The sequence below is a fragment of the Citricoccus sp. CH26A genome, from assembly GCF_000224415.1.
Classification (GTDB): domain Bacteria; phylum Actinomycetota; class Actinomycetes; order Actinomycetales; family Micrococcaceae; genus Citricoccus.
The window spans coordinates 146,919-160,791 of the sequence record NZ_AFXQ01000005.1 but is presented as its reverse complement, the minus strand read 5'-3'; the positions used below and the strand labels follow the sequence as shown (position 1 = coordinate 160,791).

Here is a 13,873-nt window from a genome sequence, read left to right as displayed (position 1 = left end):
GAGTCGGAGAGCACCGTCCGGTTCTCGACCTCGGCGGCCTCGTTGAAGCTGCCGCCGCCGGCGACCGCGGCGGCCGCGCCGGACAGGGTCACCGACCGGGGTGCCTCGTCCTCGTCCGCGTGGGGACCGAGCGTGCTCTCGTCCACGGCCGGCTCGACCACGAACTTGAGCTCGACCGGCATCGGCTCCTCCGCCTGGTGCTCGCCGAATCGCTGGACCTTGGCGAAGAGCTGGCCCGTGCCGTCCTGGAAGCAGCCGTGGCTGCCGGGCTCGGTGTACTCCTGGCTGCGCACGTAACCGACGATCGGCTTGCCACCGTCACTGGAATGGGAGTACTCCCGGTCCGAGGAGGAGCAGTTCTCGCCCTGGCCGTTGACCAGTTGGACCTCGATTCCGGCGAACGGATCACCCGTGGCCGTCGGCTGGGACTGGTCCGGCAGCAACAGGGCGGACAGGTGCGCCCGCTCACCCGGTTCGATGGTCCCCAGGTTGTAGAACCTCAGCGTCCCGTCGGCGCTGGAATGGGCCTTGGTCTCACCGCGCTCGTACTCGTCCAGGTACTGCCCGGGGGCCAGCTGGGGGGATGAGTGCAGCGTCTCCCCACCGGTGACCGGGGTCCCGGAGGCGACGTACCCCTGGAAGGCCCGGACCGTCTTCGTCTGCAGCTCGGTCTCCAGCTCCGTCGCGTTGTCTGCCTGGACGTAGGTGCCGCCCGTGGCCTCGGCCACGCAGGTCAGCTCCTCGCGGGCGGCGTCGTTGACCTTGAAGCCGATGGTGTGCACGGTCAGGCCGATGCCCTTCCCGGCCAGGTCCTGGGCCGCCTCGCAGGCCGGTGGCTCGGAGCAGTTCTCCTCACCGTCGGAGACCAGGATGATGGACTTCTCCCCGTCGATCCCCTCGAGTTCCTGTGCCGCGTGCAGCAGCGCCGCCCCGATCGGGGTCTCACCGACCGCGTCCAGGCCGGCGATCCTCTTCTTGAGCCCGCCGACGTCGGTGGGGCCCACCTTCTGCAGGGTGGTGATGTCCTTGCAGTCCCCCACGGTGTTGGCGCCGTAGACCACCATGCCGAGGTCCGCGCCGTCGGGGGCGTTGTCCAGCAGGGTGGAGGTGGCCTCCTGCGCGGCGGCCAGCCGGGTGGTGCCGGACTCGTCCGCGTCCTTCTCCAGCATGGAGGAGGAGTAGTCCATGACCACGACGACGGGCTGCAGGGCGCGCTGTCCGTCCTGGGCGGCACCGGAGGGGCTGGCCGACGGGGCGGCCTGCGCGGGGGCCGCCAGCAGGCCGCCCAGGAGCAGGGCGAGGGCCGTGACCAGGGCGAGGGTCCGGCCGGGAAGGGCCGGGCCGCGCCGGCGCCCGTGGGCGGTGCCCGGGTGCCTCGGGCGGGAGGTGGTGTCCATCATGTGTCCCCTGTACGAGTGATAAGCGGGTGCCTGCGCTGTTTACGGATGCAAATGTACAGACTGGCCTGGGCCTGGGCAACACGGACCGGTGGGGAGAACTCCCCACCGGCGCAGGGGCGTATCTTTGCCTTCGCAAATGAACGGTTAGGATCGATGCATGTCCTCCCCCGTCACGGAACAGCGCCTGGCCCAGCAGCGCGCCATCTACGGCACGCCCCTGGCAGAGCGGTTCGGGGCCCTGATGAACGTCTACCGGCTCAGCCAGCGGTCCCTGGCCCGCGTGCTGGGGCTGTCCGCGCCCATGCTCTCCCAACTGATCAACGCCCAGCGCATCAAGATCGGCAATCCGGCCGTCTACGAGCGCCTCGTGATGCTGGAGGAGCGTCAGGACGAACCGGACCACGAGCGGGTGCTGGCCGAGGTGCAGGCCTCGGCCCCGGTCCTCACCACGCACACCTCCCGCGGACGCCAGGGTCTCGCCGGAACCCCTGAGGGTGGTGACGTCGCCGTCCAGCTCGCCCTGTACGCCGGCCCCGAGGCGCTGCTGGCCGCGGCGCAGGCCGCCCGGATGGCCGGCGGGCAGGCCCTGGCAGAGGTGCTCGAGCGGGCCGCCGCACACCACGGCTGACCGGACGGGGCGGCGGCGGGACCACCGCGACGCCACGTCATGATGACCGCCCGGACGCCCCGGGGACCGCTGCGCGGCGGCGCGCCCGTGTGATGGGATGGGGCCATGGACTCCTCCGCGTCGCCGTCCCAGCCCGCAGCCCCCGCAGCAGCCCAGGCCCTGTCCCACCCCGTGGACTGGGACGTGGCCGCCTCCACCGCGGCGAGGGTGTGCGCCGCCGGACCGCGGTTCACCCGCCACCAGGCCGAACGGGAGGCCGAGGGGCTGCGCCGAGCGGCGGAGGCCGCGGTGGATCACGTGCACCGGCTCACGGGCCTGGACGCCGCCCGGGACCTGCGGGACTCCGAGGTGCTGGTGGTGGACCGGCCCACCTGGACCCGGGCCAACACCCAGGCGTTCTCCACCCTGCTCGGACCGGCCTTCGACCACGTCCGCGCGTCCCGTCCGGACGAGTACGCCCGCGCGACCAGCGGCTTCGCCCCCACGGCGACCGGCGTGGAGGCCGGGACCGTGCTGGCCTTCCTCTCCTCGAAGGTCCTGGGCCAGTACGAGCCGTTCTGCGCGCTGCCCGGCCCGGACGGGACGCCCCCGGGGCCCCAGGGCGGCCGGCTGCTCCTGGTGGCACCTAACATCGCCGAGGTGCGGGTCGAGCTCAACGTGGACCCGGAGGACTTCCGCCTGTGGATCTGCCTCCACGAACAGACCCACCGGGTGCAGTTCGCGGCGGCCCCGTGGCTGCGCCAGCACCTGCAGCAGAACATCATGGACCTGGTCTCCGGGATGTTCGACAAGATGGACACCCTGCCCGAGCGTCTCTCCGCCGGGGTCCGTGCCCTGGTGCGCGGGCCCGGGGCCGATCCGGAGTCCGGGACCGCGGGGGAGGGCGCCGCCGAACTGGGCACGGAGTCGCACCCGGCGTCCCTGGGACTGCTGGAGCTCGTCCAGGACCCGGAGGACAAGGAGCGGCTGGCCCAGCTCACCGCCGTGATGTCCCTGCTGGAGGGACACGCCAACGTGGTCATGGACGCCATCGACTCCTCGGTGGTCCCCACCGTCAAGACCATCCGCCAGCGCTTCGACCACCGCGCCGCCACCCGGTCCTCGCTGGACCGCTGGATCCGCCGGCTCATGGGCATGGACGCCAAGATGCGCCAGTACCGGGACGGCCAGCGCTTCGTGAAGCACGTGGTGCAGGAACTGGGCATGGACGGCTTCAACGTGGTCTGGGAGTCCGCCGACCACCTGCCCTCCGAGCCCGAGTTGCACCAGCCCGAGCGCTGGGTCGAACGCATCCGGGGACTGGGCTGACCGGGCCCACGGACCCGGCGCCGGGGGAGGGTGGGCTCCCGGACGGCCCGGACGCCTGGCCCCCGCGGGTCCGCTGGCCCGAGCCCCTGCACCGCGCCGTCGCCTCGGTCCGTGCCGCGGTCCAGAGCCGGTCGCGACCGCTCGTGGCGCTCTCCGGCGGTGCCGACTCGCTGGCGCTGGCCGTGGCCACCGCCGAGGCCCGGCGGACCGGGACGTCGCCGGCCGAGGGTGCCGGTGCCGTCGTCGTGGACCACGGCCTGCAGCCCGGTTCCGCCGCGGTGGCCGAGCGCGCCGCCGGGATCGCCCGGCGGCTGGGACTGGACCCGGTGACCGTCGAGCGGGTCGACGTCCTCGGGACCGGTGCCGGTCCCGAGGCCGACGCCCGCACGGCCCGGTACGCCGCGCTCCGGGCCGCGGCGCGGCGTGCAGGTGCCCAGGCCGTGCTGCTCGCGCACACCCGCGACGACCAGGCGGAGCAGGTCCTGCTCGGCCTGGCCCGGGGCTCCGGGACGCGCTCCCTGGCCGGGATGCCCGCCAGCCGCGGACTGCTGGTGCGGCCCCTGCTGGGGCTGGCCCGCCAGGACACGGAGGCCATCTGCCGCTGGGCCGGCATCCGGTGGTGGCAGGACCCGGCCAACGCCGACCCGGCCTTCCTGCGCTCACGCGTCCGCACCCGCGTGATGCCGTTGCTGGAGGACCCGGTGGCGGGGATCGGCCCCGGTGTCGCGGCCGCCCTCGCCCGCAGCGCGGAGATCGCGGCCGAGGACGCCGACGCCCTCGAGCAGTGGAGCCGGCGGGAGTACGACCGGCTCGCGGACACCGTGAGGGCGGAACCCTCCTCCACGCGTGGGATCGGTCACGTCAGCCTCCCCCTGGAGGAGCTGGCCGCGTTGCCGACGGCGGTCCGGCTGCGGGTGATCGGCCTGGCCGTCGTGGCGGCCGGTGGAGGGCGCCCCAGCCGGGAGCGGGTCCTGGCCGTGGAGGGGCTGGTCGCCACCCGGTCCGTGGGCGGCGGATCGGCCGGTCCCGTCGAGCTGCCCGGGGGCGTCACCGCACGCCGTCATCGTGAGGCCGGGTGTGCGAGACTGGTCCTTGACGCTGGCCGGTAGCCACCGCCGCCGACCGGCGGAGCGGTCCCGTCCGCCGCGTCCGACCGGTATCAGACACCCAGCAGGAGCAGACCGCATGGAAGCACAGGACGTGCAGGGCGACCTGGAGCACGTGCTCATGACCACAGAGCAGATCCAGTCCACCATCAAGGACCTGGCAGCCCAGATCGACCGGGACTACCAGGACAAGGACGTGCTGCTGGTGGCCGTCCTCAAGGGCGCGGTCATGGTCATGGCGGACCTGTCCCGGGCCCTGAGGTCCCACGTCACCCTGGACTTCATGGCCGTGTCCTCCTACGGTTCGGGGACCCAGTCCTCGGGCGTGGTGCGGATCCTCAAGGACCTCGACGCCGACCTGATGGGCCGGCACGTGCTGATCGTCGAGGACATCATCGACTCCGGCCTGACCCTGTCCTGGCTCAAGACCAACCTCGAGTCCCGCGGTCCCGCCTCCGTGGAGATCTGCGCGTTCCTGCGCAAGCCCGAGGCCATGAAGGTGGACATCGACGTCAAGTACGTCGGCAAGGACATCCCGAACGAGTTCGTGGTCGGCTACGGGCTGGACTTCGACGAGAAGTACCGCAACCTGGACTTCATCGGCACCCTCGCCCCGCACGTCTACTCCTGACCCCGGCCTGCGGGGAGACCCCGCTCCTCCGGCACCCCCGGAGCCGGATCCGTCGCCTCGTGCCGGACGGGCGGGCAGGACCGGGGGCCGGGGTCGCCGCGGGCATTCCACCGCTCGCGAAAAGCGGCCTCCCGGACCCCCGGCATAGATCGGCGCCCGGTACCGTTGAAGCGTACGGCTGTGCCCCGGGCCAGCCACACCGCCGCGGACGCCACGCCCGCGCCGCAGGCCACAGTCAGGAGAGTTGTTGAAAGCCAAGAAGGTCTTCAAGGGCCCGGTCATCTGGATCGTCCTGGCCGCCCTGTTCCTGGTGCTGATCATCCCGGCCCTCACCCAGGGTTCCAGCGCACGCGTCGACACGAACGTCGGCCTGGCGCTGCTGCAGGAGAACAAGGCCGAGCAGGCCCGCATCCAGGACGGCGACCAGCGCGTCGACCTGACGCTGCGGGACCCGTACACCCAGGACGGGCGCGAGCTCGGCACGGAGGTGTACTTCTACTACTCCACCGCCCGCGCCGAGAAGGTCGTGGAGGCCATCGACGCCTCGTCCCTGGACGGCTTCACGGACCAGCCGGTGCAGAACAACTGGCTGCTGTCCCTGCTCGGGTTCATGATCCCGTTCCTGCTCATCGCCCTGGTCTTCTGGTTCCTGATGTCCCGGATGCAGGGCGGCGGCGGCAAGGTCATGCAGTTCGGCAAGTCCAAGGCCAAGCTGATCTCCAAGGACATGCCGCAGGTGACCTTCGAGGACGTGGCCGGCGCCGAGGAGGCCGTGGAGGAACTCCACGAGATCAAGGAGTTCCTCTCCGAGCCCGCCAAGTTCCAGGCCGTCGGCGCCAAGATCCCCAAGGGCGTGCTGCTCTACGGTCCTCCCGGCACCGGCAAGACCCTGCTGGCCAAGGCCGTGGCCGGTGAGGCCGGCGTGCCGTTCTACTCCATCTCCGGTTCGGACTTCGTGGAGATGTTCGTCGGCGTCGGTGCCTCCCGGGTGCGCGACCTCTTCGAGCAGGCCAAGAACAACTCCCCGGCCATCATCTTCGTCGACGAGATCGACGCCGTCGGTCGCCACCGCGGTGCCGGCGTGGGCGGCGGCAACGACGAGCGCGAGCAGACCCTCAACCAGCTGTTGGTGGAGATGGACGGCTTCGACGCGACCACCAACGTCATCCTGATCGCCGCCACCAACCGCCCGGACGTCCTGGACCCGGCCCTGCTGCGGCCCGGCCGCTTCGACCGCCAGATCCCGGTGGAGGCACCGGACCTGGAGGGCCGGAACCAGATCCTGCAGGTGCACGCCCAGGGCAAGCCGATGGCGCCCGGTGTGGACCTGCGCTCCCTGGCCAAGCGCACCCCCGGTTTCACCGGCGCCGACCTGGCCAACGTACTCAACGAGGCGGCCCTGCTCACGGCGCGCTCCAACGCCCAGCTGATTGACGACCGCGCCCTCGACGAGGCCGTGGACCGCGTCATGGCCGGCCCGCAGAAGCGCTCCCGGCTCATGAAGGAGCACGAGCGCAAGGTCACCGCCTACCACGAGGGCGGACACGCCCTCGTGGCCGCGGGGCTGCGGAACTCGGCCCCGGTCACGAAGATCACCATCCTGCCCCGCGGGCGTGCCCTGGGCTACACCATGGTGGTCCCGGAGGACGACAAGTACTCCGTCACCCGCAACGAGCTGCTGGACCAGCTGGCCTACGCGATGGGCGGCCGGGTGGCCGAGGAGATCATCTTCCACGACCCGTCCACGGGCGCCTCGAACGACATCTCCAAGGCCACGGAGACGGCCCGCAAGATGGTCACGGAGTACGGCATGAGCGAGCGCGTGGGCGCCGTGAAGCTCGGTTCCGGCAGCGGTGAGCCCTTCATGGGCCGTGACATGGGCAGCGGCCGGGAGTATTCGGAGCGCGTGGCCGCCGTGGTGGACGAGGAGGTCCGCGGACTGCTGGACCAGGCCCACGACGAGGCCTACTGGATCCTCAACGAGAACCGGGACATCCTGGACCGGCTCGCCTACGAGCTGCTGGAGCGGGAGACGCTGAACCAGGCCGAGATCGCCGAGATCTTCGCGGGCATCCGCAAGCGCGAGGCTCGTGAGATCTGGCTCTCCAGCGAGGACCGGCCGGTCTCGGACCAGCCCCCGGTGCTGTCCCCGGCGGAGCGCCGGGCCCTCGCCGCGAAGAACGGGCACGACGCCGGCCCCGTGGATCCGGAGTCGACGTCCGACTCCCTGACCCCCACCGTGGACCCGACGCCGGGCAGCCAGCTCCCCGGGGAGAGCCCCGGTGGTTCCGGCGGTGGTCCGGGGGCCGGACCCACGGACGTGCCCGCCGGGCCCCACCGCTAGGATCGGGACCGTGGACACTTCCCCTGAACGCGCACCCGAGACGGTGAGCCAACCACCCGCTGACATGGCCGTGCTGGCGGCAGACCCTGAGGCAGAACTGCCCCCGGTCGGCGTGGACCAGGCACGCATCCGGGCCGCGGTGCGCGAGATCCTCGAGGCCGTCGGCGAGGACCCGGACCGCGAGGGCCTGCAGGACACCCCGTCGCGGGTGGCCAAGGCCTACGCCGAGTTCTTCGCCGGGCTCCGGCAGGACCCGGCCGAGGTCCTGGGCACCACCTTCGACATCTCCCACGAGGAACTCGTGCTGGTGAAGGACATCTCGTTCTACTCCACCTGCGAGCACCACCTCGTGCCGTTCCACGGCACCGTGCACATCGGCTACATCCCCTCGCTGGAGGGCCGCGTCACCGGACTGAGCAAGCTGGCCCGGCTGGTCGAGATCTACGCCCGGCGCCCCCAGGTCCAGGAGCGGCTGACCACCCAGGTGGTCGAGGCGCTCATGACGCACCTGCACCCGCGCGGGGCGATCGTGGTGGTGGAGGCCGAGCACCTGTGCATGTCCATGCGCGGCGTGCGCAAGCCCGGTGCCAAGACCGTGACCTCGGCGGTGCGCGGACAACTGCGCGACGCCTCCACCCGGGCCGAGGCGATGAGCCTGATCCTCCACGGCTGACCCCTGGAACGGACGGCCGTGCGGCACTCGTCCCGGACGAGGCCTGCCCGACCGCCCGGTACACCCGGCCACGCCCGGACCGACCGCAGACGAAAGGACCACCGATGGACTCGATGGCAGCACAGGCAGGGACGGGGCCGGCCACCGGACCACTCACCGTCATCCGGAAGGTGCGGCGGCGGCGACTGGCGGACCTGCCCACGGACCGCACCCTGGTGATGGGCATCCTCAACGTCACCCACAACTCGTTCTCGGACGGCGGCGACTACCTGGACACGGAGACCGCCATCGAACAGGGCCTGCGCCTGCACTACTCGGGCGCGGACCTGATCGACGTCGGCGGGGAGTCCACCCGGCCCGGCGCGGAGCCCATCGAGCCGCTCACCGAGCAGAACCGCGTGCTGCCGGTCATCGAGGCACTGCTCAAGGCCGGTGCCGTGGTCTCGGTGGACACCATGCACACCGCCACCGCGGAGGCGGCCCTGAAGCTGGGCGACGTCATCATCAATGACGTCTCGGGGCTCAACCACGAGCCGGACATGCCCGAGCTGATCGCCCGGACCGGCGCCCCCTACGTGTTGATGCACAATCGCGGCAACGCCCAGACGATGGACTCCCTGGCGGTCTACGACGACGTGGTCGAGGAGGTCATCCAGGAGCTGACCCGGCTCAAGGACACCTTCCTGGCCGCCGGGGTCAAGCCCGAGCAGCTCATCCTGGACCCCGGCCTGGGCTTCGCCAAGTCCGGGGAGCAGAACTGGGAGCTGCTGCGGGGCCTGCCCCGGTTGATGGCCCTGGGCCTGCCCGTGCTGGTGGCCGCCTCGCGCAAGCGCTTCCTGGGCACGCTGCTGGCCACCGACTCCGGGGCCGAGCCGGTCGCCACGGCCCGCGACCACGCCACGGCCGCCGTCTCGGCGCTGTCGGCCTCGCACGGCGTGTGGGGGGTGCGCGTGCACGACGTGGAGCCCTCCCTGCACGCCGTGAAGACGGCCCAGGCCTGGGCCGGACCCGCCGCGGTCCCGTCCCGGCGCCACCCGGGGGCGTGACCGCCGTGCCGGACCGCATCGCGCTGACCGGCCTGCGGGCCCGCGGCTTCCACGGGGTGTTCCCCGCGGAGAAGCGCGACGGGCAGGAGTTCATCACCGACGTCGTCGTGCACCTGGACGCCGCCCCGGCCGCCGCCACGGACGACCTGGCCCTCACCGTCAACTACGCCGAGGTCGCGGACGCCGTCCTCGCCGTGGTCACCGGCGAGCCGTTCGACCTCATCGAGACCGTCGCGGAGCGGATCGCCCAGTCCGTCCTGGACGCGCAACCGGTGGCCGCCGCCGTCGAGGTGACCGTGCACAAGCCGGGGGCGCCGATCGAGGCCGACTTCGCCGACGTCGCGGTCACGGTGCACCGGAGCCGGGCATGAGCCTGCCGGAACCGGGTGAGCCGGCCGCGGATCCCCTGGACCGCGTCCCCGCGGCGCCCGTCCCGGCCGTCCTGGCCCTCGGCGCCAACCTCGGCGATCCCGCGGCCACCCTGCAGGCCGCGGTGCGGGAGCTGGCGGAGCACGCGGGCATCGAGCTGACCGGTGTCTCGCCGGTCGCGGTGACCGCCGCCGTCGGGGGACCGGCCGGCCAGCCGGACTACCTGAACCTGGTGCTGTCCGTGGAGACGACCCTGACCCCGCGGCAGCTGCTCGCCGCCTGCCAGGCGGTGGAGCAGGCCCATGACCGCACCCGTGAGGTGCGCTGGGGGCCGCGCACCCTGGACGTGGACGTCATCACCTATGCCGGCCTCTCCTCGGATCACCCGGAACTGACCCTGCCCCACCCCCGGGCCCACGAGCGGGCGTTCGTGCTCGCGCCGTGGTCCTGGCTCGATCCGCAGGCGACCCTCGGTGGTGTGAGCGTGGCCGGGCTCGCGGCGCGGGCCGCCGACGCCTGCACGGTCCGCCGGCTGCCCGGTGCACCGGAGGCCGGGACGGGAGCGCCGACGCCGTGACCTCCATCCGTCCGCTGTGGCTGCTGCTGGTCTTCGCCGGGACCGCCGTGGTGGGCTGGCTGTCCGCGCTGGTGGCCGCCGGCGCGGGGCTGGTCTCGCCGGTGCTGGCCGCGTCCTCGGCGATCACCGTGGCCGCGGTGGCGGTGCTGGTGCTGGCGCTGGGGATCCGCGTGCAGCGGGACAAGAAGCGCCCGCCGGCCGCCCGGATGAATCCCGTGGCCTCGGCCCGGACCCTGGTGCTGGCCCAGGCCGGGGCGTATGCGGGAGCGCTGATCGCCGGTTGGCACGCCGGGGTGCTGGTGCACCTGGTCTCGGCCACCGGATTCGGCACGCCCACCGTCAACGACGCCCTGCTGATGATCATCGGCGGGTTGGTACTGGTTATCGTGGGATTCGTGGTGGAGCAGTTCTGCCGCCTCCCCCCTGAGGACGGAGCAGACGGGCCGTCCGCGAACGGCGGCCCGGACAAGGAGATCAATGGACCCGAACGTGGCACCGGACCCGTCTACGGCCGAGGTGCCGGACCGGGCCGTTCCCGGCCCGGTCCGGCCCGCCGGTGACCGTCCGGGCGCGGTTGCGTCCCCGGCGGCCGACCGCCGTGCCCCGGCCGGTGACGGCCGCGGCCTGGCCCCCATCGAGGCGGCCGGGGTGGAGTGGACCGCGGTGTCCCCGCGACTCGTCCCGGTCAGGCTGATCAGCAAGACCATCGGCTGGGTGGTGTGGCTGGCCATCGTCTCCGTCCCCCTCGTGCTGCGCCTGAGCGGCGTCTGGGAGGGGTATCCGGGCTGGCTGGCCTGGCTGCTGCCCGCGGTGATGCTGTTCTGGGCCGTCATCGACCTGGCCCTGGTGCCCCGCCGGGTCCGGGCCCTGGGCTACTCCGAGCAGGACGACGAACTGCTGTTGCGCTCGGGGATCATCTCCCGCCAGATCACCGCCGTGCCCTACGGCCGGCTGCAGTACCTGGACGTGAACGAGGGTCCGTTGCAGCGCCGCTTCGGGATCCGGACGCTGACCATCAAGACGGCCTCGGGCAGCACCGACGCCAGCATCGACGGCATCGAGCCCACCGAGAGCGACCGCCTGCGCGAGGAGCTGATGGCCCGCGGCCAGGCGAGATTGGCGGGGCTGTGACTCCGCGGCCCGCGGCCGTCGACGGCGACTGGCACCGGGTCCATCCCGTCAGTCCCCTGGTGCGGGGCTGGGTCGCGCTCGTCGCCGTGCTCTTCATCATCGGGCAGAACGCCTTCGAGGACATCTACCGGGCGGCCACCACCGGTGCCCTGTTCGCGAACACCGGTGCCCTCGGACTGGGGGCGGCGATCGTCGGGGGAGTCTTCCTGCTCATCCTCGGCGGGTTCTTCCTGTCCTGGCGGTTCACCAGGTACCGCATGGGCGCGGACAAGGTCGAGGTCCGGTCCGGCGTCGTGTTCCGGCAGCACCGCCACGCCCGGTTGGACCGGGTCCAGGCGGTGGACATCAAGCAGCCCCTGCTGGCGCGGATCGTCGGGCTGGCCGAGCTGAAGTTCGAGACGGCCGACGGTGGTGACTCGGCGATGAGCCTGTCCTTCCTGCGGATGGACGAGGCCCGGATGCTGCGTCAGGAGATCATGCGCCGGGCCGCCGGGATCCAGTCCGGACAGGACCCGGTCGAGGCCGCCCAGGCCCCGGCGGATGAGGGACCGGGCCTCGGCCCCGGTGCCGCGGACCCGGTGATACCGTCACCACCGGCACGGCCGTCAGTACCGTCTGCGGGGTCGCACCCCTCCGACGCGCCCGTCCCCGTGGTCGCGGCCGGCATCGGCTACGACTACGAGGAGGAGACCGAGCGGGTCATGCTGCGGGTGCCGCCCGGCCGGCTGATCGGTGCGACGCTGACCGGATCCGGTCTCGTCTCGGCCGTACTGGTCTTCGGGATCCTCTACGGGGCCGGCCTGCTGGCCATCCGTTGGTGGATGCCCGAGAGCGTGGCACAGGAGTTCTTCGCCGAGGTGGGCTCAGCCCTGAGCGTGCCGGCGCTGCTCGGCATCCTGTTCGGCGTCGGCAGCAGCATCTGGTCCTCCGTCAACGGTGGGTGGAACTTCACCGTCGCCTCGATCCCGGACGGCCTGCGCCTGCGCTACGGCCTGCTGGACACCACCTCGCAGACCGTCCCCCCGGGCCGGATCCAGGCCGTGAAGGTGAGCCGCCCCCTGCTCTGGAGGCTGTTCGGCTGGTACCGGATGGCCGTGACGGTGGCCGGGTACGGGGAGTCCCTCGACGGCACCACCGGCAAGTCCAGGCTGCTGCCGGTGGGCACCTTCGACGACGTGCTGCGCGTCCTCACGGTGGTGGCACCGGATCCCGGGGTGGGGACGGCCGAGGAGGCCCGGGATCTGGTGCACGCGGGTCTCGACGGTTCCGGTGCTGACCACGGCTTCGTGACCACCACCCCGCGGATGCGCTGGTTCTCCCCCCTGGTCTGGCGCCGGCACGGTTTCCGTTCCACGCGGTCCCTGCTGATGATCCGCTCGGGACGGCTCAACCGCGAACTGGTCCTGCTGCCCCACGAGCGCATCCAGTCTCTGCAGTTGCTCCAGGGGCCGATCGAACGCTGGCGCGGAGCGGCCACCGTGACGTTCCACATCCCACCCGGCCCGATCAGCCCGAGGGTGGACCAGCTGGACGCGGCCGTGGCCATGGACCTGTTCCGCGCAGAACGCGAGGTCGCCGCGCAGGCCCGTCGGCTGCGGGACCGGAACGAGTGGATGCGGCCGGACGAGCTGGCCCGGTTCGAACAGCGCACCCGGCAGGCCGTCGAATGACCTCGCCGTTCAGCGGGGCGCCCGCGGGCCGTCCGGGCCGGTTGGGGATCGGGATCATCGGCGCCGGCAAGGTCGGTGCCGTGCTCGGAGCCGCCCTGCGCAATGCCGGACACGCCGTCACGGGGGTGCACGCGGTCTCCGAGGCCTCCCAGAGCCGTGCGGAGTCCCTGCTGCCCGAGGTGCCCATACTCGAGATCCCGGAGATCCTGCGCCGGTCGGAGCTGGTGCTGTTCGCCGTCCCGGACGACGTGCTGCCGGAGCTGGTCTCCGGGCTCGCCGACGCCGGGCACTTCCAGACCGGCCACCTGGTGGTCCACACCTCCGGACGGCACGGGGTGTCCGTGCTCGACCCGGTGCGCGCCGCCGGGGCGATCCCGTTGGCCATCCACCCGGCGATGTCCTTCACCGGCCTGAGCCTGGACATCGCCCGGTTGGCGGACTGCATGTTCGGGGTCACGGCGGACGCCATCGTGCTGCCGGTCGCCCAGGCGCTCGTCGTGGAGATGGGTGGGGAGCCCGCGGTCATCGCCGAGGCGGACCGCGGCACCTACCACGCGGCGCTGGCGCACGCCTCGAACCACCTCGTCACCCTCACCGCCCAGTCCGCCCAGCTGTTGGCCTCGATCGGCGTGGAGCAGACCGACCGGATGCTCTCGCCGCTCCTGCACGCCTCCCTGGAGAATGCCCTCGCCAACGGGGACGGCGCCCTGACCGGGCCGGTGGCCCGCGGGGACGTGGGTACCGTGCGTCGGCACCTGGAGGTGTTGGGCGCCGAGGGCGTCCCGGCCGACATCGGGCAGGCGTACCGGGCCATGGCGCGGGCGACGGCGGTGCGCGCCCTGATACGCGGTGCCCTGTCCGAGGCGACGGTGGCCGAGCTGCTGGACGCGCTGGGGGACTGAGCGCACCCGGGCGTCCCGCAGCCGATGAGGGGTACCCACGCCCGGGGGGCCCCGGGCTACAGTCGCGCCCACGGGGCCTGTCCACATC

General features: G+C 72.5%; 14 protein-coding genes. 13 read left to right on the top strand and 1 reads right to left on the bottom strand.

Annotated features, from left to right (window positions below; genetic code table 11):
• Positions 1-1,400: VWA domain-containing protein (locus CITRI_RS0105390; protein WP_010143639.1), on the bottom strand; the 1,400-nt coding region annotated here is incomplete at its 3' end.
• A 157-nt stretch (positions 1,401-1,557) separates the two neighbouring features.
• Here CITRI_RS0105390 and CITRI_RS16440 point away from each other — a divergent pair.
• The 13 genes from CITRI_RS16440 to CITRI_RS0105325 all read left to right on the top strand — a co-directional run bounded on the left by CITRI_RS16440 (position 1,558) and on the right by CITRI_RS0105325 (position 13,785).
• Positions 1,558-2,028 (top strand): hypothetical protein, encoded by a 471-nt coding sequence (locus CITRI_RS16440; RefSeq protein ID WP_010143638.1) that lies wholly within the window; start codon positions 1,558-1,560, stop codon positions 2,026-2,028.
• Positions 2,029-2,133: 105 nt separating this feature from the next.
• On the top strand, positions 2,134-3,336 hold the full coding sequence (locus CITRI_RS0105380) for a zinc-dependent metalloprotease (RefSeq protein ID WP_010143637.1): 1,203 nt from the start codon (positions 2,134-2,136) through the stop codon (positions 3,334-3,336).
• Positions 3,337-3,479: 143 nt separating this feature from the next.
• Complete coding sequence (gene tilS / locus CITRI_RS0105375) at positions 3,480-4,445, top strand: tRNA lysidine(34) synthetase TilS (protein ID WP_010143636.1); 966 nt, start codon at positions 3,480-3,482, stop codon at positions 4,443-4,445.
• Positions 4,446-4,521: 76 nt separating this feature from the next.
• Positions 4,522-5,073, top strand: a complete 552-nt coding sequence (gene hpt, locus CITRI_RS0105370; RefSeq protein ID WP_010143635.1) for a hypoxanthine phosphoribosyltransferase — start codon at positions 4,522-4,524, stop codon at positions 5,071-5,073.
• A gap of 247 nt (positions 5,074-5,320) precedes the next feature.
• Positions 5,321-7,417 carry an ATP-dependent zinc metalloprotease FtsH gene (gene ftsH, locus CITRI_RS0105365; RefSeq protein WP_010143634.1) on the top strand — a complete coding sequence of 699 codons (2,097 nt, stop codon included), beginning with the start codon at positions 5,321-5,323 and terminating at the stop codon, positions 7,415-7,417.
• Between the two features lie 64 nt (positions 7,418-7,481).
• Complete coding sequence (gene folE / locus CITRI_RS0105360; RefSeq protein WP_010143632.1) at positions 7,482-8,090, top strand: GTP cyclohydrolase I FolE; 609 nt, start codon at positions 7,482-7,484, stop codon at positions 8,088-8,090.
• 104 nt (positions 8,091-8,194) lie between these two features.
• Positions 8,195-9,136, top strand: a complete 942-nt coding sequence (gene folP / locus CITRI_RS0105355; protein WP_010143631.1) for a dihydropteroate synthase — start codon at positions 8,195-8,197, stop codon at positions 9,134-9,136.
• Positions 9,133-9,507 carry a dihydroneopterin aldolase gene (gene folB, locus CITRI_RS0105350; protein ID WP_010143630.1) on the top strand — a complete coding sequence of 125 codons (375 nt, stop codon included), beginning with the start codon at positions 9,133-9,135 and terminating at the stop codon, positions 9,505-9,507. Before folP ends, folB begins: the two co-directional genes overlap by 4 nt.
• Positions 9,504-10,082 carry a 2-amino-4-hydroxy-6-hydroxymethyldihydropteridine diphosphokinase gene (gene folK, locus CITRI_RS16435; RefSeq protein ID WP_010143629.1) on the top strand — a complete coding sequence of 193 codons (579 nt, stop codon included), beginning with the start codon at positions 9,504-9,506 and terminating at the stop codon, positions 10,080-10,082. The genes folB and folK overlap by 4 nt, the downstream gene beginning before the upstream one ends.
• Positions 10,079-10,642 carry a DUF3180 domain-containing protein gene (locus CITRI_RS0105340; protein WP_010143628.1) on the top strand — a complete coding sequence of 188 codons (564 nt, stop codon included), beginning with the start codon at positions 10,079-10,081 and terminating at the stop codon, positions 10,640-10,642. The genes folK and CITRI_RS0105340 overlap by 4 nt, the downstream gene beginning before the upstream one ends.
• Positions 10,572-11,213: a PH domain-containing protein gene (locus CITRI_RS0105335; RefSeq protein ID WP_369732106.1), complete on the top strand. Its 642-nt coding sequence runs from the start codon at positions 10,572-10,574 to the stop codon at positions 11,211-11,213. Before CITRI_RS0105340 ends, CITRI_RS0105335 begins: the two co-directional genes overlap by 71 nt.
• The gene (locus tag CITRI_RS16430) at positions 11,210-12,883 is read left to right on the top strand and encodes a PH domain-containing protein (protein WP_010143624.1); all 1,674 of its coding nucleotides are present in this window, start codon (positions 11,210-11,212) and stop codon (positions 12,881-12,883) included. The genes CITRI_RS0105335 and CITRI_RS16430 overlap by 4 nt, the downstream gene beginning before the upstream one ends.
• A complete protein-coding gene (locus CITRI_RS0105325; protein ID WP_010143623.1) occupies positions 12,880-13,785 on the top strand; it encodes a Rossmann-like and DUF2520 domain-containing protein in 906 nt (301 codons plus the stop codon). Before CITRI_RS16430 ends, CITRI_RS0105325 begins: the two co-directional genes overlap by 4 nt.
• The last annotated feature ends 88 nt before the right edge of the window (positions 13,786-13,873 follow it).